The following is a 19,302-nucleotide window of genomic DNA, read 5'->3' on the forward strand; positions in this document are numbered from 1 at the left end:
AGTGTTCAATTCGCGGGGGTGCGCCTTGTTTGCATGGATCACCAATTGTTTTGCAGCATTGATTGTAAGTGCTGCGCTTGTCGTAATCTTGAAACGGGTCTCACCTGTGTTCGCCCTCGTCGATCATCCCGACCGGCGCAAGTTGCACGATGGCGTCGTTCCGCTCTGCGGCGGCATTGCTATCTTTGCAACCTTTGCGCTCGTCATGATGTTGCACGACCACGCGCCGTCGCTTCCCGTCAATTTTTGGGCAGGCCTTTTCGTAACGTTGGTGGTCGGAATAACCGATGACCGCGTCGATCTGCCGGCCGTGCGTCGCCTGGCTGCGCAGTTTCTGGTTGCCCTGACGCTGGTCAATCCTTTTTCCGGAGTCACCATTGTCACCGGCATTGCCCTGCCGCCCGCGCTGCTGGCCATATCGTTTCCGCTTCTGACCATCGTCGCGATTCTCTTCGTCATAGGTCTTATCAATGCCTGGAACATGATCGACGGCGTCGATGGCCTTGCTGGCGGCTGCGCCGCAGTCGCCCTGTTATGGCTGTCGGTTATTGCTGGCTTTAAGGGCGTGACGGAGCTGATCCTGCCAATGCTGGTGCTTCTTGCGGCTGTGGGAGGGTTTCTGGCCTTCAACATGCGTAGCCCGTGGCTCGCGCGCGCCAAGATATTTCTCGGCGATGCCGGAAGCACCGCACTTGGAGCGGTCATTGCCTATTTCATCATAACCCTGTCCATCCACGCCAACATAGCGTTCACCGTGCTGCTCTGGATCGTCATTGTTCCCGTCATCGATACGTTGAGCCTGATCGTGCGCAGGGTCCATGCCGGCCGCAGCCCGCTTGCCGCTGATCGCTGGCATCTCCACCATCTCCTGCTCGACCGCGCGATCCCGCCTGCGAAAACCACACTGACGATCGTTGCAGCTTCGGCGGTGTGCGGGGGCGTAGGGTGCCTCGGCATCATTCTCGGTGTCTCGAACCTTGCCATGACACTGGCGCTGGTGGTGCCGTTCCTCGTGCACAGCGCCTTCGTCTACGTAACGTTGTTGGGGCGCTCAACGGCAGTTCAGCGCCCGCTGGCGCCGGTGCAGAAAATGTCGGCCATTTCGGCAAGCGCTATTCGGCCCGACCTCAATTTAACCCACACGTCCGTGCAACCGGCCAAGCCCACCCGGCCTGGCATCCTTTCGGACGCAGTTTGACGACCTAAGAAACCGGAGCGAGACAGTGATTTCTGCATTGATCATGACCCTCAACGAAGAAGAGTGCCTGCCGGCCTGCCTGGCATCCCTCAGCTGGTGTGACGATATCGTCGTGCTGGATTCGTTCAGCACCGACCGCACCGTCGAGATCGCCAAGGCAGCTGGAGCCCGCGTCTATCAGCACAAATATGAAACCGAAACCAAGCAGCGCATGTATGGGCTGAAGGAGATCGAGTTCAAGCACGAGTGGGTCTATATGCCCGATGCCGACGAGATAACGCCTGACGATTTGCGCGACGAGATGCTGGCGATCGCCGCTGATCCGAACCGTCCTGAGGCGATGTTCAGCGCTCGCTACAAGAACATGTTCATGGGGCGCTGGGTCAAGCACTCGAGCCTCTATCCGACCTGGATCACGCGGCTAGCCCGTCCTGAACGCATCCAATATGAGCGCGAGTGCCACTCCCGACCGGTTGGCGATGGCCCGACAGGCCGCCTGAAGTCGCATTTCATCCACTACAGCTTCACCAAGGGCATGGCGGCCTGGTTCGACAAGCACAACCGCTATTCCGGCTTTGAAGCGCGCGAATCCCTGCAGATCCTGCGGAGCAAAAGTATCCCCTGGCACAGCTTCTTCAGCGCCACGCCGGAAGCAAGGCGCAGGGCGCTCAAGGAATTCTCCTATCGCCTGCCTTTCCGGCCGCTGGCACGATTTGCCTACATGTACTTCCTGCGCGGCGGATTTCTCGACGGATGGCAGGGTTATCATTACTGCCGCCTCATTGCGTCCTACGAATATATGATCGTCATTAAAATGCGGGAACTGCAGCGGCGAGAGCTTGGCCTTTCGATATGACCGCAGTCAACGCGCATTCCGTGACGGTATCGGACGAGCGCGTGCGACGCCTGCCGTTACGGGAGTATTTCTTTCCGGCCATCGGGCTTGTTGCGGTTCTGACAGTTCTGTTCGTGCTGTCGCTTCCGCTCCTCGCGCAGAAGTTCCTGACCATTCAGGACCAGCCGGCCAAAGTCGATGTGATCGTCGTCCTTGGCGGCGACGGCCCGGCGCGCGCCAAGCTTGCGGCCAGCCTGTGGCTCGGCAAGTTTGCGCCGCGCGTCCTTATCAGCGGCGATGGCGATTGCTACTGGATCAAGACCGCAATGGTCGAGCGCGGCGTCGATGAGAAGGCCATTGACGTTGAGTGTCAGTCCGGTACGACATGGGAAAACGCGCTCTATTCGGCTCCCTACGTGAAACAGATGGGCGCTCGCAGCGGAATCGTGGTGACAAGCTGGTATGCTTCGCGGCGCGCGATCACAAGCTTCGACGCCGCGTCGCCGGATGTTCGCTGGCTGTCCGTCCCGGTGACAAATCGGCAGCCCATGTGGAAACTGGCAATCGGCACCGACACCTACCTACAAAAGGAATTCCCGAAATTGATCTGGTATACCGTGCGCGGTTGGCTGGGGCTCAATTCGACATTCGTGCCGGCGCCGTTCCCGTCCCGGGAGGTCCGGGCATGAACGTAACTCGGCAAACGTGGCACAGGGTATCAAACAGAATTTGGTAAGGCGGGGTAAGACAATGCGTTCACGGTACAACGATCCGGCATTCGACGCAGCGAGCGCGCCATTGCCGCGTCTTGGCGGAGCGACGTTTGCTCTCAGGTTCCGCCTCATGCGCCTCCTTTGGATGATATCGTGGACCCTCCTTGCATCGTGGACGCCTTCGCCGCTCAGTCCATGGCGGGGTTGGCTGCTGCGCAAGTTCGGCGCCAGGATCGACCCTTCTGCCATTGTCAGGAGCAGCGCGAAGATCTGGTGGCCCGGCAACCTCATCATGGGCAAGCACGCATCCATGGGGCCGGGCGTGATCTGCTACAACGTCGCCGAGATCACGATCGAGGATTTCGCCATCGTCTCGCAGCGCACACATCTCTGCACCGGGACGCACGACGTGGACGATGCGGATTTTCCGCTGAAGAGCCGGCCGATCACAATCAAGACCAACGCCTGGATCGCGTCCGAAGCTTTTGTCGGCCCCGGCGTCGTCGTCGGCGAAGGTGCCGTCCTTGGTGCACGGGGCGTTGCCATGCGCAAGCTCGAGCCCTGGATGATCTATGTCGGCAATCCGGCACAGCCGGTCAGGGCGCGCAAACAACCAGCCAACGGCTGAGTGTCATCCCTGCATATCCAAGCTGCTATGAATGGTCGGGAGCGACGCGGAGATTGGCAGAACCGGTCGCTGCGCTGAAGCTCGGCGATGCGTAGCCCTGGAGCGTCAGTTCCGCAACGCGCGGCCACGTATAATTCTCGTGCACGAGACGCTTGCCGTTCTCGCCCATGATCGCGGCCATATCCGGATTGTCGAGGATATCGCCGATCGCCGCGGCAACATTCGCGGGCTCGAGTGCAACGACTGCGCCGGCGTGGGCCGTCCTGACTTCGGGAAAATGACAAGGCTCGCTGATTACCACGGGCAGGCCGCAGGCGAGGGCTTCGGTAATGGCGACGCTAAAGCCTTCCTGGCGGCTCGGCAGGCAGAAGCAAGCCGCATCCATCAGCGCCCGTAACTTCTCCGCGCCATAGATCGGTCCGGTAAGATGAACCCGGTCCGTAATTCCGAGGTCCTTAACGAGGCTGACGAAACCATCCTTCGCGCCGCCATCCGGTCCCGCAACGGCAAGATCGACATCGGGGTGGGATTTGGCCAACATGGAAAACGCCGCGGCCAGAATATCGAGCCCCTTTTTCGTATGAAGGCGCGACAGGAACAATACGACCCGCTTGCCTTGCAACTGCGGAAAGCGCTCGGCAAAATATCCCTTGCCTGGCAAATCGGCGAACTCTTCGAGAAATATGCCGTTCGGGATGACCAGCCGTGGCGGGGTTAGTCCCAACGGGTCGAGCAGGTTTGCTTCGTCCGTGTTGAGGGCGTGGATGAACTTTGCCCCATTCAACATCTTGCGGTAGCCAAGCAGCAGCGCGACGCGCTTCTTCAGGCGCTTCTGCCGCATGCTCCAGACATCGAGCATCCCATGCGGTTGAACGCAATATGGTACCTTCAAACTCCGGGCAATGCGCGCGGCATGCTTCAGGATTGGTTCCCAAACGCCATGAATGTGGACGAAAGACGCGTCCTTCAATACGTTCCGAAGCACTCTTGCTGCGCTGAGCCCGAGAACGCGCTCGATTCTGTCCGGGTCGGCTAGAAGGTGCCAACGGACTTTTGCAAGATGCGGCACGTCGTGTGCCGCGCTTAACGCGCGTTGCCGGATGTCGCTCCCGCCATAGCTGATGATCTCGACCTCGTGGCCGAGGGCTGCCTGTGCTGCGGCGAGGCGCAAGCAGCCGGCTTGTGGTCCGCCCTGCGCTGGATCGATCGAACTGACGACGTGATAAATTTTCATGAAAGCGCGGCCTGGTTGACTGTCTGCTGTTGCGATGGAAGCAGGGAAAGTGCTTCGAGCAAGCGCTCGCCATAGCGCTTGACCGTAAACTCTGCGGCCCGTGTCACCGCGCTTTCGGACATCGCGGCTCGGGTGCCGGGGTGTTCGCTCAGATCAGTCACCGCTTTGGCGATGGCTTCACTGTCACGTATAGGCACGATGAAGCCGTCCACGCCGTCCCGCACGACGCTGCCGGCATTTTCGGTACAGATGACTGGCAGACCTGCGGCGAGCGCCTCATAGATGGCGGTAGCCGAACCTTCGCATACGGATGGCAGGAGGAACACGTCGGCCCATTCATATTCCTTGGCCATTTCAGTGCGCGGCACGATACCGCGCAATTCGACGGATCGGCCAATCTCGGCCTTGACGTCCGGTGACAGTCTGCTTGGGCCAGCCATTCTGAAGGTAGCGGACTTGCCGAGCATGCGTGCCGCCTCGGCGACATAGGGCGAACCTTTGCGCAGGCCGACTTCGCCTACGGTCAGGACGCGCAAGGGACCGCCGATACGGATAATGTCCTGCGCCGGAAATTGCGGATCAATCCCATATGGCACGACGACGCATCGTTCCGCGCTGCCACCGCGCGCAATGACGTTGCGCCGGACAAATTCCGAAGGGCAGACGATCACGTCGGCAAGCGCCCATTCGGCTTTTTCCCGTTCGGCAAATGCCCGCGCATATTGATTCTCACTATAGGGACCCGCCCAATCGGAAAAGCGCGCGTGTTCGCCGGCGACGAGTTCTTCGACGGTGTCCCAAGGCGCGATCATCTGCTCGACCGCAGTCCACATTCCCTGCCGTTTCGCGGCCTGCATTTGCTCCAATGCATCGCCGGCAAAGGCATAGAGGCCGTCGGCGCCGTGGAAGCCGCTGGACGCCACCAGGCGCGAAAACTCGGAACCGGCCCAGACCGTATGGGCCATGTGCTCGATACTGTTCTTTTGCCGCAACCGGCGAACCGCCGACCGGGCACCGAAGTTCGGGAAGGTCGAGATGAGTTCGGCCGGAACGCCTTTCGGGATCCGCCCTGTCAGGCGCTTGACCGATGACGGAAGCAGACGCCGGGGCAGCTTGTTCACGAGCCGGGGCCATCCCTGGGTGGCACAGATATCCGTATAGAAATGCGCCAGCCGCCCCTCCGAGGCGAAGATGCGTGGCACTGCGTAATGCATGCGCGCACCGAGCTGACTGACGACGACGCTACCGCTCATTCTGCTGGCCCGAAAACTGAGGTTTGTGATGAAGCCGCCGATTGCTGGCGGAACTGGTGCATGACGTCGGACCAGGCTCCGACCGCCCGGTCGCGCGAGAATACGGTGTCGAGCGTGTGCCTGGCATTGATCCCCATCTGCGCGCGGTGCGCGGGCTCGTTCTTCAATCTGAGAATGTGATCGGCGAGCCTTTGGCCCTCGCCGATCCTGACCGCCGCCCCGCAATCTGCCGAAGCAACGACACGCGCGACCTCGCCATTGCCGTCGCCGATGAACAGCGTCGGACGACCGGCAGCAAGGACGCCGTAGAACTTGCTCGGAACGATGCAGTGTTCGAGCCTTGGAATGAGCGAGACGATATGCGCGTCGGCCGTGCTGAGGCTTTCAGCGATGTGTTCGGACGGCTGGAGCGGTTTGAACGTTACGTTCTTGAGGTCGCGGTTGCGGACGATTTCTTCGACATGGGCGCGCTGTTGGCCGCCACCGATCAGGAGGAACCGGATGTCGTCATGGTCGCTGAGCAGCACGGCGGCTTCGATCAGGGTCGAGAAGTCGTGGGCACGGCCGAAATTGCCCGAGTAGCCGACGACGAACTTTTCCTGGAGTCCCCAGCGTGTGCGCAGAGTGTTGTCGGCGGGAAAGACCGGATAGATTTCTTCCCCGTCGGACCAGTGATGCATGACGCTTAGGCGGTCCTCGTTAAGCCCATGTTCGGCAAGGTAGGACGCCATCGAAGCGGTGGGACAGACGATCATGGTGGATTTGCGCATCGACCAGTCGCGCGCAACCTTGCTCAGCCTGCCGGCGATGCCCTTTTCCGACAGCATGCCGAGTTCCATCGCCACTTCCGGAAACAGGTCCATGACCCAGTTGACCATGCGTGCGCCGCGCCAGCGGATTGGCAGCGCTGTCGTCACGGACAGAAGCGGCGGGTCAGTGCAGACGACGCAGATATCTCCCTTTTCCAGATTGGCGAGACACCAGAAGAACGCGGAAACATGGAAGGTCAGGTAGTCGATTGCCCGGCCAAGAATGTTGCTGCGCCCAAATCGCGTTGCCCAGAGGCGTTTGACGGTAACCCCACCGACCACCTCATCGGCGGGCAGCTCGATATTGGGATTGTCGTGCATGGTGCGGCTGGCGATGGCGGCAACGTCGAAGCCGCGCCGTCGCAACGCAAACGCGAGCCCTGACACCATGCGGCTCGTCGCCGATTGATCGGGTGAGAAGTAGCGATTTGCAAATACGATCTTCATGTAGACCTGCCTCGAGCCATGGCTGTGCCCAGCCCTGAAAACTTGGCTGCGATTGTTGCAGTTCGCAGCGGGCACGGACAGTTCAACAAAGGCACTACCAATGTCGGTGCCCCGTTTCCCGGATCTACCACTTCCGTAGAAGCCATCATCCATAGTCGCCCCTTTTATCGACCGGAATCAGCCCGCTACGCCTTATGTTCCATCGCCCTGGATGCCGCGCCTATACCTATTGCCGAAGTGTCTCCCGGCCCGCGGTCTCTATAGTGAAACGAGGATTCTTCACTGTTTTCGGTTGCCGTTTCCATTCGGGGAGCCGGTCCGGAGGCCAAAATGAAAAGAAGCTCTGAGAGCACGAGACCGGGGATAAGATATGACCGCGAAGACCGCTTTGATCATTGGCGTTACAGGCCAGGACGGCGCCTATCTGAGTGAATTCCTGCTCAAGAAGGGCTATATCGTTCACGGCCTGAAGAGGCGCTCCTCCTCGTTCAATACTGCGCGTATCGATCATCTCTACCAGGACCCGCATGAGGAAGACATTCGCTTTCGTCTGCATTTCGGCGACCTGACGGATGCAACGAACCTCTGCCGTGTCGTCCAGGAAATCCAGCCGGACGAAATCTACAATCTCGGTGCGCAAAGCCACGTTCAGGTCAGTTTCGAAACCCCCGAATACACCGCCAATTCGGATGCGCTGGGCACCTTGCGCCTGCTCGAAGCCATGCGCATCATGAAGATCGAAAAGACCTGCCGGTTCTACCAGGCTTCGACTTCCGAACTGTTCGGCAAGAGCAAAGAGGCGCCGCAAAACGAACAAACGCCTTTCTATCCGCGCAGCCCCTACGCCGCCGCCAAGCTTTATGCCTACTGGATAACCGTCAATTACCGTGAAGCCTACGGCATGCATGCGTCCAACGGCATCCTTTTCAACCATGAAAGCCCGCTGCGCGGCGAAACCTTCGTCACCCGCAAGATCACGCGCGCGGTTGCCGCAATCGAACGCGGCCTCCAGGAGAAGCTCCGCCTCGGCAACCTCGAAGCCAAGCGCGACTGGGGTCACGCGCGGGACTATGTCGATGGCATGTGGCGCATCCTGCAGCAGGACCAGCCAGATGACTATGTTCTCGCAACCGGCGAAACCCACACTGTGCGCGAATTCGTCGAAAAGGCTTTTGGCGCCGTCGGCAAGGAAATCGAGTGGACGGGTTCCGGCGTCGACGAGATCGGTTATGACCGCAAGTCGGGCAAGGAACTCATCGAAATCGATCCGCGCTATTTCCGACCGACCGAAGTCGAACTGCTCCTCGGCAATCCTGCGAAGGCGCGGGAAAAACTCGGCTGGACGCATACGGTCTCGTTCGACTCGCTGGTGACGGAAATGGTAGAATCTGATCTGAGGAACATCATGCGCGAAGAAGGGCGGAACGATTTCTATGGCTGAGACCGGCGATCATCATTTTGACCTGCGCGGCAAGCGCATCTGGGTGGCGGGGCATACGGGTATGGTGGGCTCCGCGCTGGTGCGGCGCCTGCAGAACGAGGGATGCGACCTCCTGCAGGTCTCGCATGATGAACTCGACCTCACGCGCCAGGCAGATACCGAGGCCTGGATGGCCAGAGCCCGCCCGGACGCGATTTTCATTGCCGCGGCCAAGGTTGGCGGCATTATCGCCAACTCCACCTATCCGGCCGATTTCCTCTACGACAATGCCATGATTGCCATGAACATCATGCACGCCGCGCATCAGCTCGGCGTGCAGAAGCTGTTGTGGCTCGGCTCAAGCTGCGTCTATCCGAAATTTGCGGAGCAGCCGATCAGCGAAGACTCGCTGCTCACCGGCGCGCTTGAGCCAACCAACGAGGCCTACGCAGTCGCGAAAATCGCCGGCCTGAAGCTTGCCGAGGCCTATGCGCGCCAATATGGCCAGCGGTTCATTACGGCGATGCCGACCAATCTCTACGGTCCGAACGACAATTTTGACCTGCAGAACGCACATGTGCTGCCGGCATTGATCCGCAAGATGCATGAGGCGAAGATCGCGGGAAGTCCCAAGGCAATCGTCTGGGGTACCGGAACGCCGAAGCGTGAATTTCTCCATGTCGATGATCTCGCCGACGCCTGCGTGTTCATCATGAAAAACCATGCCGGTCCTGAGATCATCAATATCGGCTCTGGCCGCGAGGTCTCGATCGGCGAACTCGCAAGGCTCATAGCCGGGATAGTGGGCTACGAAGGCACGATCGTCTTCGATACGACCAAGCCCGATGGAACCCCGCGCAAACTGGTTGATCCGGCGCGGCTCGAGAGCATGGGCTGGCGTCCGAGCGTGGCGCTCGAGGCCGGCATCAGCGACCTCTATCTGCGCTGGCAGCAATCCATGCACGTATCTCTCAGCGAAAAGCGCATCGTTACTGCCGCTTAATAACTAAAATTCGATCAACCCGCCTGCGCTTCCTGCGCCGGCGGGTTGATCTTTTTTTGCACTCTCGATCGAACGAAGAAGCCCGCCGGGGTTAATAACCGCCGGCGGGCTTCTTCGGTTTAATTACTTGGCTAATTGATTTTCTTTTCGACCTGCCCCGGCATGGTCAGCTGCGCGCGCAGGATATCGCCCGCCTTGATCGGATCATGCTCGGAAAGTTCGGTTTCCTTGTAATCGCCATTCACATTGCGAAGCACACTGAACGTCAGTTTGATGGATTCCTCGCGGGTGCTTGCACGCTGCGCGCTTGCTCCGATTTCAGACATGGTCTGGACGATGAAGGAGAGCTTCTTGCGCAACCTCATAATGTCGAGGTCGATGTCCCGCAACTGACTGGCTGCATCGTTCGAGCGCTGCTCGCGCAGTGCAAGCAGGTTCTGCTGGATGGCATTCTCGTTTTGCTTCGCCCGGGCGAGGAACGAACCAAACTCCAGCGAGTCGCGGCGCATTGCCGAGAGCTGGCGTTGGGTATCGCGCAGCGACGATTGCGACGTAAGGCCCTTGTCGACCAGAGTCTGCGAGGCGTTGACATTCTTCTCCAGGAGCGAAATTTCGTCGTTGCGCAGCCGTGTGCTTTCTTCGAGCGTCTGAATCTCCTCGCGGTAGTTCTGCGTCTGGGCTTTCAGCGCCTGTTCCTGGCTCGCAAGTGTTGCAAGCCTCAGGTCGAAAAGTCTGCGTTCCGAATCGACTACGCCTTGGCGGGCATCCCTGTCCTCGGTTGGCGTATCGCTTGAGAGCACATATTCGAAAGGCTTGTCGTCGAGTTCCGCTTTCAGACGCGCCTCCCTTACTTCTTGCGCGAAGAGCTGGAGGCTGGTGTCGGAATAATCCTGGCGGGCCGCCACAAGCTGCACGCCGGCAGCGTCGATCCTGCCCGCCTCCTGTTTCAGCCCCCCGCTCAAGGCGAAGAGTTCGAGCGCAATCATGCCCGGGCGATACTCATATTTTCCCGGCTTCTGCACGTCGCCGATAACGAACACCGGAGCATATTCCTTGACCGCCACCGATACCGAAAGGCCTGGTATGTGTTGCAGGAGCGCCTGGCTGATGCTGCCGGTAACTTCCGGGATGCTGTGATCGGCGACCGCAATGTTGCCGAGGATCGGATAGCCGATCGTTCCGTCGACACCGACCGGGAATACCCCGGAGAGGCCCGCGTCGCCATAGACGGTGATCTGCAGCACATCTCCGGACGCAATCTTGTAAGGCTCTTCAGCCCAGGCCGGGGACATCGTCGAAGAGAGCAGCAACAGTGACGAAAAAGTCCAGGCTGCCACGGTGCGATTGATGCGAAAGCCGATGCCGTTACTTTTGTTCTTTTGTTTGATTGACATGGTTCACCTCATGCCTTCGCTGTGAAGGAGCGGGATTTCTTGACATGCCCGGCGATCTTCTTGATCACCTGAGGCGATGCAAGCTTGATCTTCGGGAGGGAGGTATCGATATGGCCAGCCTTGCCTTTGCGGCGATCGCTGTTGAGCACGATGCCACTGATCTTGCGGCCATCCGCACGCAGCCTGTTGACGGCGGCAACCACCATATCGGTTCTTGCCGTGTCGCGCCGTACGACGACGATTGTCGTATCGACCAGCGCCGAGACGCGGATCGCGTCTGCGCCGTTATTGAGGGCAGGCGTATCGATCAGCACGATATCATACTGACGCTTCAACTGGGCGATCATCTTGGCGAATTGTTCGTGGCCAAGCAGATACTCGGCTGGAACTTCGCAGCTTTGCGAAGCGACGAAATCGATGGTGGATGCAAGATCGTGTTGAACCGCAGCTTCCAATGTCTGCCTGCCGCGGATGACCTCTTCGAGATAGGGACCGAACTGGTCGCCAAATTCCTGAGCGACCATCGGGTTACGGAAATTGGCGTCAACAACGACGGTCCGGATGCCAGTCGCAGACAGGGACCGGGCCAGGCCGGCAACGATCAGCGTCTTGCCTTCCTGATCGCCGGCCGAGGTAATTGCGATGGCTCGCGATGCTTTCGGCGAAGACGACAATAGCAAGTGGGCCTGAAGATCAGCGATGGCTCGTCCGAAACTCGAGTGGCCATCCCTGACCATGCGGGCGACTTCCTGGCGCTCGCGATGCGTGAGCTCGGGAATACGGCCAATGATCGGCAGGCGGGTAATCGTTTCGAGCGATTCAGGCGAGCGGATCGACCGGTCGAACCATTCGATCAGGAATGCTCCGAGGAAGCCCAGACCCGTGCCGGCAATGATGCCGAGCAGGAGCCAGCTCTTGAGGCGCGGGCTCGATTTGGACGATGCCGGCTGCGCGCGCGAGATCATGCGGGCGTCAGCCGAGGCAATGCCATCCTGCTCGATCGTCTGTTTGTAGCGTGTCAGGTAGCTTTCATAGATGGCGCGATTGGCGGCCGCCTCGCGGTCGAGTTGGTCCGCGTGTACCAGCGCCTGGTTGGCCGTGGACATGCTATCCTGAATCTCCTTCAGGTTGGCTTCCACCGCCGCCTGTTGCCGATGCGTCACATCAATCTCGCTTCGAAGGCTGTTGATGATCTGCTGGATCCCTTCATTGATCTGAACGTTCAGCGAATCCAGCTGAGAGTTCAGTTGCGGCAGCTGTGCGCTTTGCGTGGCGCCGCTCTGCTTGATTTCCAGAATGGCGCGTTCGACGCGGGACTGCTCGGTTCGCAACGCCAGGATTGCCGGGGAATTCAGGACTTCGGTCAATGCGACGCCGGCCTTGTTGTTTGCTGCGTCGATCGCCGTGGCAAGCCGGGCTTCCGTCCCTGCAAGCTTTGCCCGAAGGTTGGCCAACTCGCCATTGAGTGCAGCGATCTGCTGGGACTGCAATGTCATGCCATTGGCCTTCACAAGGCCTGACTTCTCACGAAAGTCAGCGGCGGCCCGTTCGGATTGTTCAAGCGTTGCACGCAGGCTGACGATCTTGCCGCCAAGCCAGTCGCCGACGCGCCGCGTGGCGGATGTCTGAACATCGACCTGGTAGTCGAGATAGGCTTCGCCGAAGGCGTTGGCCACTGCTGCGGAATAGACGGGGTTATCCGAGCGGTAGCTGATATAGATTGTGTAGGAACGGCCGTCATTGGCAACATTCACATCCGACAGAAGCCTGTCGATGCGATCGCGGTTCTGATCCTCCAGCGTCGCCGCATTGGCGCTGTCCGGAACTGGCGGTTCCACTCGCGATGCGGCTCGCTCCGCCTCGGGAACAAGCCTCCCGTTGGCGTTGAAGCCCTCTCGATCGAGCCGGGCCAGGACGTTCTCTGCCATCGTTCGCGAGGTTATGATGTCGAGTTCCGTCCGCAACACCGGACTTTCCTGCGGCAAGGGGGAAACCACGGACTCCGTTGGCAAGGCTTGGAGTTTACGTACATTGAGGGCGAGGATCGCTTCGGAACTATACTGTGCCGGTGTGAGCATATAGCCGACGAGCGCCACGCCGACGGCTGTTGCAACTCCCGCCAGAACAACGAGCTTTCGGCGCCACAGTAGCGAGGCGATGCGAGGCAGCGCCATGCCGCTGCCATGGGTGGACGGTACTTCGGATACGATCATGATTGACCCCCCTGCAAGTTCAGATTTCGGTTAACTGGCCCAGGTCAGGTCAGAATCTGGTCTCATGCGGGATCATGTCGCTAATCTTGTAGGCAACCTCGGTCCGGTTCGTCGCGCCGAGCTTCTTCATGATATTGCGGATGTGCACCTTGACCGTGCTTTCGCACAAGTTCAGCTCGTAAGCGATGATCTTGTTGGCCTTGCCGCGGCGCAGACCTTCGGCGACGGCCGACTGGCGAGCTGTGAACGAGGTTGCGATGTGGCGGAATTCGTCGTTCCGGTTGCCGAGCATCTTGCGCAGTGCAAGGACGCTGCTTGCCGGTACGAACTTGCCGCCGGCAATGGCAAGCTCGATGGCTTGCATGCAGATCTCGATGCCGCATGTTGTCGGAATATAACCGCGAACACCGATTTCGAGCGCCTTCAGAACATAGTTGAGGTCGTCATTTTCGGCGACGATGACGACAGCCGCGCTGTCGAATGTTGCGACGAGTTCGCTGATTTCCGCCGTCAGATCGGTATCATCCATGTTGCGGTTGCCGGCGTTTACCAGGACAGCGCGAAGATGGGAAACACTGCGCTTTGACGCGCGCCATTCTTCGAGGCTACCGAAAGTATATACTTTAAGACCGATGTGATGATTGTGAAGAGCCTGAGCAAGACATTCGCGTTCGAGGGCGCGTTTGTCGACGATTGCGAGATAATCTTCAGGCTGATACTTTTGGAAATGGCGATCGTTGCTATATACTGAGTGATGGTGCTGATTGTTGTTTACAACGATTTCGCGGGTAAAGGATTCATTCTCGAGTTTCCCCATAAGGGACGGATGCGTATTCTCCATTTTACTACCCCAGTTTTTATATTTGTTGCGAGTTGATATATTGAACGTGTTAACCACGCCCAGCCGCACTTCTTTTCACGGTTTTCAATTTACGCCGATTATTTCGGGGTGTCTTTAATCCTCGAATAATTCATTCGATTGGGGCAAACGGGCCGATCTAGGCAGCGCCCAGATCTAGGCCTAGTCAGGATTAGTTCGACTTAGGCGGTGTTTAGTCATAAAACTGCGAAGAATCGGACGGGCTAAATACTTAATTACACGGGTTATACTTACGGATAATCAATTTACGCACAGCAGAGGCGTGCGGGAAGGGCGATTCGGTCGCCAATGGCCTCCGAATCGTGGGCTTGCTGTTTGCAAGCGTGAAAGCTCACTTGAATGTGATCGCGAGCTTGCGAACGGTGAAGCCCTCGGCAAAGCGATCGGTGGCCCGGCATTCCATGCCGCGCAGCCTCGCGAGGCCCTTGAAGGTCAGTTCATCGAACCAGTCCTTGGAACGCTGCGTGCCGAAATGCTTCATCAGCAGCTCCACCTTGCGATCCATGATGTTCGAGGTCAGGGGCACATAGGTGTTCGGTTGTCCGACATCGCCATCCCATTTGGGGATCTCGTATTCCAGCACGAGATGATCGCGGAAGATGTTGGTGGTGAGGCGATTGACTTCGCGATGATCCTGATGCGCGTCGTCGCGCGCATGCGTAAAGATCACATCGGGTGAAACACGGTCGCGCAGCGCCGTCAGCCACTGCTTGATCTCCCGGCTCTGGTCGGGAAAGTAACTGTCCTCGAACTGGCCGAGGTCGATCATGTAGGATGCAGCGCCCTGGAGGAACGACACAGCAGAATCATTGGCCTCGCGTGCCCGGACCCCGGATGCGCTCAGCACACACCAGTGAACATCGACGAGCACTCCATCCGCGATCAGCGTTAGAATGGTGCCTCCGGCGCCGATCTCGATGTCATCGGAATGGGCGCCGAGGCAAAGTATCGACAGGCGTTCACCGCGTTTTGCCAGAGGCAGTTGCTTCATAGTGCCTTGACCACTCGGATATTCGTTCCGTCTCGCGCAGCACCATGGGCCGTCCAAGGCATGTCGCCCCGTTCCACCATCTCCTGGAGCGACTGCCAATCGCGCAGGGTGTCCATGGATCGCCAGAAGCCTTCATGCTTGTAGGCCATCAGCTTGTCCTCGGCGATGAGGCGGGTAAAGGGCTCAAGCACGAGTTCTTCCCCTTCGCGCATATAGTCGAAGATCTCGTTGCGGAAGAGGAAATAGCCGCCGTTGATCCAGATATCCGAGCGGTCGGATGAACGGAATTCGCGCACGCGCCCGTCTTCGGCAATGTCTGCAAGATGATAGGTGAGGGGCGGGCGTACAGCGAGGAAGCAGCCAATCTTGCCGCTTGCCTCGAACTTGGCGATCATGTCGTCGAGATCGACATTGGAAAGGCCGTCGCTGTAATTGGCGAGAAAGATGGGCTCGCTCTTCACCTGGTCGCGCACGGCCCACAGGCGCTCGCCGATATTGCGCCAGATGCCGGTATCGATCAGCGAAATCCGCCAATCCTTCTGCGACTCGCCCAGAAGTTCGACATTGCCGTTGCCGGACACCACGCAGTCCGAGAAGGTCTGCGGCCGGACGTTGAGGAAAAAGTCCTTGACGACATTGGCCTTGTAGCCGAGGCACAGGACGAAGTCGTCATGACCGTAATCGGCATAGTACTGCATCACATGCCGGAGGATCGGTTGCGAGCCCAGCGGAATCATCGGTTTCGGGACGTTCTCGGAGTATTCGCGGATGCGCGTTCCCATACCGCCGCAGAAAAGGACGACTTTCATGGCTGCAACTCCTTCGGATCGATGATGCTGACGCCGGGGATCGGGACGATGAACTTCGCGCCCCATTCGGCGACATGGCGCATTTGATTGACGATCTCTTTTTTGAGGTTCCAAGGCAGGATCAGGATGTAGTCTGGCTGCATCAGGTCGATGGCTTCGACAGGTTCGATCGGGATATGCATGCCTGGCGTATAGCGCCCATGCTTGTAAGGGTTCCTGTCGACGGTGAAGTCGAGGAAATCGGTGCCAATGCCGCAATAGTTGAGCAGCGTGTTGCCCTTGCCCGGCGCGCCGTAGCCGCAGATCGACTTGCCTTCTTCCTTGGCCTTGATCAGGAAGGAGAGAAGTTCGCGCTTTACCTTGCGCGCCCGCTCGACAAACGACGTGTAGACTTTGAGCGTGTCGAGGCCTGCCTTCAGTTCGTTGTCGCGGACGCGGGCAACGCTCGGCTGTATCTCGCGTGCACTGTCTTCGTGAGCGAAATGGATGCGCAGCGAGCCGCCGTGCGTGACAAGTTCTTCGACATCGATGACCCTGAGGCCATGGCGTTTCGCCATATGCTCGATGGTCAGCAGCGAGAAATAGGAGAAGTGTTCGTGGTAGATCGTATCGAACTGGTTTTCGGCGATCAGCTTTTCGATATGCGGAAACTCGAGCGTAATGACGCCTTCGGGCTTCAGCAGGACCTTCATGCCGGCAACGAAGTCGTTGAGGTCCGGAACCTGTGCCAGGACGTTGTTGCCGACGATGAGATCGGCACGCAGCCCCTCGGCAACGAGTTCACGTGCATAGTTCTCGCCAAAGAATTCGACGCGTGTCGGTACGCCCTTTTCGATCGCGACCTTGGCGACGTTGGCTGCGGGTTCGACGCCGAGCACGGGAATGTCGAGCGGCAGAAAATGTTGCAGCAGGTACCCGTCATTGCTGGCCAGTTCCACGACCAGGCTGTTGCGATTGAGGTCGAGCTGCCGTGCCATCTGGTGGCAGTACTTCTTGGCGTGAGCGACCCAGCTCGTCGAGTAGGAGGAGAAATATGCGTATTCCTCGAAGATCGCCTGGGGGCTTACATATTCAGCAAGCTGCACCAGGAAGCATTCTTCGCAAACGAAGACATGCAGTGGATAGTAGGCTTCCATCGAGTCGATGTGTTCGCGCGGCACGAAGCTTTCGCAGGGCGGTTGCATGCCAAGATCGATGAAGGTGTGCTTCAAACCGGTGCCGCACAGGCGACAATGGTGAATTTTGTCACTCGGGCGGTTTGCCAACAAAAGCGTGCTGGTTTGAATGTTCATGCGGTCGCTCCCGGTCACTGGCCACGATCCGCGCAAAGGAGACGTTCCCGGCGGACCGATCACTGCTGTTCATGGCTAGAAGGTACGGCGTCGGCGCTTCAGGGGCGATATGACTATGCGACCAGTGGGGTCATCCGAAGGTGGAACGTAGGCGGATCAGGTCGTTCAAACGGAGGCAGCATCTGACGGAAAACGGCCGTAGACTGGCGGTTGCAGAGCCTTGTGGCGCCAGAGCCGACGGCAAATTCTACCCCTAATTGTGAGTTTCGCGCGGGCCAAGAGTTTGACAGAATTGGCCTTGCGAAACGTAACCGATGCGAGGCTTGAGCATGCGATTCACCGAGACAGAACTGAACGGCGCCTGGCTGATCGAGGCTCTGCCGATATCCGACGAGCGCGGCTCGTTTGCCCGGACGTTCTGTGCCGCGGAATATGCCGAGCATGGCCTTGAGACCAATTTCGTTCAGCACAGCGTCTCGCATTCGGTCAAGAAGCACACGCTGCGGGGCATGCACTTCCAGAGCGCGCCGCACGCCGAAGTAAAGGTTGTGTCATGCATTGGCGGCGCGATCCTCGACGTGATTGTCGATCTGCGTCCGAACTCGCCGACATATCGCCGCTGGACCGCCTGTGAGCTCACGGCGAGCAATAATCGCCGGCTCTACATCCCCAAGGGTTTCGCTCATGGATTTCAGACCCTCACCGAGGATGCTGTTGTCGCCTATCTGATTTCGGAATTCTATAATCCGCAGGCCTCGACCGGCGTCCGCTGGAACGATCCCGCCTTCGCTATCGCCTGGCCAGCTGAACCGACTGTGCTTTCGGAGAAGGATCAGGCCTGGCCGCTCCTCAATAAATTGCCGGCCTGACCGGATCAGGCAGCTTCAGCGAGAAGGTCGTTCTCCCTCAGCAACTGCGCTGCGCGCACGATATCGCTGAAGGCCATCCCCGAACGTTCGGCCATATCGAGCAGCGAGTGCTGACCATCGGCGAGGTTGAGAACCCAGAGATAGGCCATGGCTGTTTCGCCTGCGGATTTGTCGCCGCCGAGCGCCGAATAGAGGCCGCGGCGTCCGAGCTGCGGCTCACCCTTGGGAAAGAGATTGAGCGGCGTCCAGTTCAGTTCGAGGATATCGATTGCCTCCATGATCATCCTGTAGGACGAGGCAAGATGCTCCGGCGCGATGAAATCGAGATTGTCCGCGGATGTGTGGTATTGCGGAAACGTGCCGAACGCGCTGCGCTGAAACAGGCCGACAGGAAGATTGTAGCCTGGCGAACAATATTGCCGCTCGTCATAGCCGTAAGGGCTGAACTCCTTGATCGTGCCCTTGCGATCTTCCCGGTTGAGCACATATTCCATCGCCTTGTCGATCGTGGCATTGCCGCGCCGGCTGCGTTTGTAGTTCGGTCCGCCGCCGTCACCCACGCAGGAGACGATCAGGCCATGATCGATCCGGGCGGCATTTGCCTCATTATGCGCGAGCCAGGTGAGCGCCCCGATCGTGCCGGGGGCAAAGAGGAAGCGGTAGTTATAGCGGGTCTTGCGCCCGCGCATCGCCTTGGCGAGGCAGGCAAGCAGCGCGAGGCCGGAGCAATTGTCGTTGGCGAGCGAGGGATGGCAGATATGCGCCGATAGCAGCACGTCGCGGCCGGTCTCTCCCTTATGGACATATTCGCCGTAGGTTAGGTGTCCGTCGGCCTTCTGCGAATCGATCATGACCTCATATTCCCCGTCCTCCATGGCGAGGAAGCGGTTATGCGTTATGCAGAACCCCCACTGTTCGCTGTAATAGGAGGTGCGGTAGGGGATGAGATCGGGCTGGTCTGGCAGGGTGTAGATATGCGCCTTGAGTTCGCTCAGCGGCATCGTCCGATGTATCGGCGCGCTGTATCCGAGGACATGAAGATTATGGTCGGCGAAATCGACGACCTTTCGCCCCGAGGCGTCCTTGATATAACCGCCCCGGATGTTCCATTCCTGCGGCACCGTCCAGTCCAGCGCCGGGGTTCCTGTCGGAACCTCGTGCTGGGTCAGGTCGATCTGCTGGCCAAGGACCTGCAATGTCTTGCGAACGCCCTCGCCCGTTATGCTGCGGCAGATCGGGTAGAGGCGAGCCGCCAGCGCGTAGATGCGGATACCCACATCCACTTCCGCGTCGGCCGCCGGCCGCATATTTTCG

The 19,302-nt window shown here is 59.0% G+C and carries 17 protein-coding genes; 7 read left to right on the plus strand and 10 right to left on the minus strand.

Annotated features, from left to right (window positions below):
- Window positions 1-88 precede the first annotated feature (88 nt).
- From AC1DNI_RS02970 to AC1DNI_RS02985, 4 genes are all read left to right on the plus strand, one after another.
- Window positions 89-1,198, plus strand: a complete 1,110-nt coding sequence (locus AC1DNI_RS02970; RefSeq protein WP_477690760.1) for an MraY family glycosyltransferase — start codon at window positions 89-91, stop codon at window positions 1,196-1,198.
- 43 nt (window positions 1,199-1,241) lie between these two features.
- A complete protein-coding gene (locus tag AC1DNI_RS02975) occupies window positions 1,242-2,054 on the plus strand; it encodes a glycosyltransferase family 2 protein (protein ID WP_477691465.1) in 813 nt (270 codons plus the stop codon).
- Window positions 2,051-2,722: a YdcF family protein gene (locus AC1DNI_RS02980; RefSeq protein WP_477690761.1), complete on the plus strand. Its 672-nt coding sequence runs from the start codon at window positions 2,051-2,053 to the stop codon at window positions 2,720-2,722. The genes AC1DNI_RS02975 and AC1DNI_RS02980 overlap by 4 nt, the downstream gene beginning before the upstream one ends.
- 61 nt (window positions 2,723-2,783) lie before the next feature.
- On the plus strand, window positions 2,784-3,374 hold the full coding sequence (locus AC1DNI_RS02985; RefSeq protein ID WP_477690762.1) for an LbetaH domain-containing protein: 591 nt from the start codon (window positions 2,784-2,786) through the stop codon (window positions 3,372-3,374).
- 25 nt (window positions 3,375-3,399) lie between these two features.
- On the opposite strand, the gene AC1DNI_RS02990 is transcribed toward AC1DNI_RS02985, so the two are convergent.
- Genes AC1DNI_RS02990 through AC1DNI_RS03000 form a run of 3 tightly spaced genes read right to left on the minus strand, consistent with a single transcriptional unit; the run spans window position 3,400 to window position 7,117 of the window.
- A complete protein-coding gene (locus AC1DNI_RS02990; RefSeq protein ID WP_477690763.1) occupies window positions 3,400-4,608 on the minus strand; it encodes a glycosyltransferase in 1,209 nt (402 codons plus the stop codon).
- A complete protein-coding gene (locus AC1DNI_RS02995) occupies window positions 4,605-5,861 on the minus strand; it encodes a glycosyltransferase family 4 protein (RefSeq protein ID WP_477690764.1) in 1,257 nt (418 codons plus the stop codon). Before AC1DNI_RS02995 ends, AC1DNI_RS02990 begins: the two co-directional genes overlap by 4 nt.
- On the minus strand, window positions 5,858-7,117 hold the full coding sequence (locus AC1DNI_RS03000; RefSeq protein WP_477690765.1) for a glycosyltransferase family 4 protein: 1,260 nt from the start codon (window positions 7,115-7,117) through the stop codon (window positions 5,858-5,860). Before AC1DNI_RS03000 ends, AC1DNI_RS02995 begins: the two co-directional genes overlap by 4 nt.
- A 370-nt stretch (window positions 7,118-7,487) precedes the next feature.
- Here AC1DNI_RS03000 and gmd point away from each other — a divergent pair, with 370 nt between their 5' ends.
- Both gmd and AC1DNI_RS03010 read left to right on the plus strand, forming a co-directional pair.
- On the plus strand, window positions 7,488-8,558 hold the full coding sequence (gmd, locus tag AC1DNI_RS03005; RefSeq protein WP_153666584.1) for a GDP-mannose 4,6-dehydratase: 1,071 nt from the start codon (window positions 7,488-7,490) through the stop codon (window positions 8,556-8,558).
- Entirely contained in the window at window positions 8,551-9,540 is a 990-nt protein-coding gene (locus AC1DNI_RS03010) for a GDP-L-fucose synthase family protein (protein WP_477690766.1), read from the plus strand. The genes gmd and AC1DNI_RS03010 overlap by 8 nt, the downstream gene beginning before the upstream one ends.
- A 131-nt stretch (window positions 9,541-9,671) precedes the next feature.
- Here the strand turns inward: AC1DNI_RS03010 and AC1DNI_RS03015 are convergent, their stop codons facing one another.
- The 6 genes from AC1DNI_RS03015 to AC1DNI_RS03040 form a co-directional block, all read right to left on the minus strand.
- Window positions 9,672-10,934 (minus strand): polysaccharide biosynthesis/export family protein, encoded by a 1,263-nt coding sequence (locus AC1DNI_RS03015; RefSeq protein WP_477690767.1) that lies wholly within the window; start codon window positions 10,932-10,934, stop codon window positions 9,672-9,674.
- An 8-nt stretch (window positions 10,935-10,942) separates the two neighbouring features.
- Window positions 10,943-13,147 (minus strand): GumC family protein, encoded by a 2,205-nt coding sequence (locus AC1DNI_RS03020; protein WP_228017263.1) that lies wholly within the window; start codon window positions 13,145-13,147, stop codon window positions 10,943-10,945.
- 49 nt (window positions 13,148-13,196) lie between these two features.
- Window positions 13,197-13,988 (minus strand): response regulator transcription factor, encoded by a 792-nt coding sequence (locus AC1DNI_RS03025; RefSeq protein ID WP_477690768.1) that lies wholly within the window; start codon window positions 13,986-13,988, stop codon window positions 13,197-13,199.
- Between the two features lie 370 nt (window positions 13,989-14,358).
- On the minus strand, window positions 14,359-15,018 hold the full coding sequence (locus tag AC1DNI_RS03030; protein WP_477690769.1) for a PIG-L deacetylase family protein: 660 nt from the start codon (window positions 15,016-15,018) through the stop codon (window positions 14,359-14,361).
- A complete protein-coding gene (locus tag AC1DNI_RS03035) occupies window positions 15,015-15,827 on the minus strand; it encodes a sugar phosphate nucleotidyltransferase (protein ID WP_091950741.1) in 813 nt (270 codons plus the stop codon). The genes AC1DNI_RS03030 and AC1DNI_RS03035 overlap by 4 nt, the downstream gene beginning before the upstream one ends.
- Window positions 15,824-17,119, minus strand: coding sequence for a methyltransferase domain-containing protein (locus AC1DNI_RS03040; protein WP_477690770.1), 1,296 nt, complete (start codon window positions 17,117-17,119; stop codon window positions 15,824-15,826). Before AC1DNI_RS03040 ends, AC1DNI_RS03035 begins: the two co-directional genes overlap by 4 nt.
- A 329-nt stretch (window positions 17,120-17,448) precedes the next feature.
- Between AC1DNI_RS03040 and rfbC the strand changes: the two genes are divergently transcribed.
- The gene (gene rfbC, locus AC1DNI_RS03045; RefSeq protein ID WP_477690771.1) at window positions 17,449-17,988 is read left to right on the plus strand and encodes a dTDP-4-dehydrorhamnose 3,5-epimerase; all 540 of its coding nucleotides are present in this window, start codon (window positions 17,449-17,451) and stop codon (window positions 17,986-17,988) included.
- 5 nt (window positions 17,989-17,993) lie between these two features.
- On the opposite strand, the gene AC1DNI_RS03050 is transcribed toward rfbC, so the two are convergent.
- The gene (locus AC1DNI_RS03050) at window positions 17,994-19,295 is read right to left on the minus strand and encodes a DUF4910 domain-containing protein (RefSeq protein WP_477691466.1); all 1,302 of its coding nucleotides are present in this window, start codon (window positions 19,293-19,295) and stop codon (window positions 17,994-17,996) included.
- Window positions 19,296-19,302: the final 7 nt, after the last annotated feature.

Source organism: Phyllobacterium sp. 01N428, from assembly GCF_056399405.1.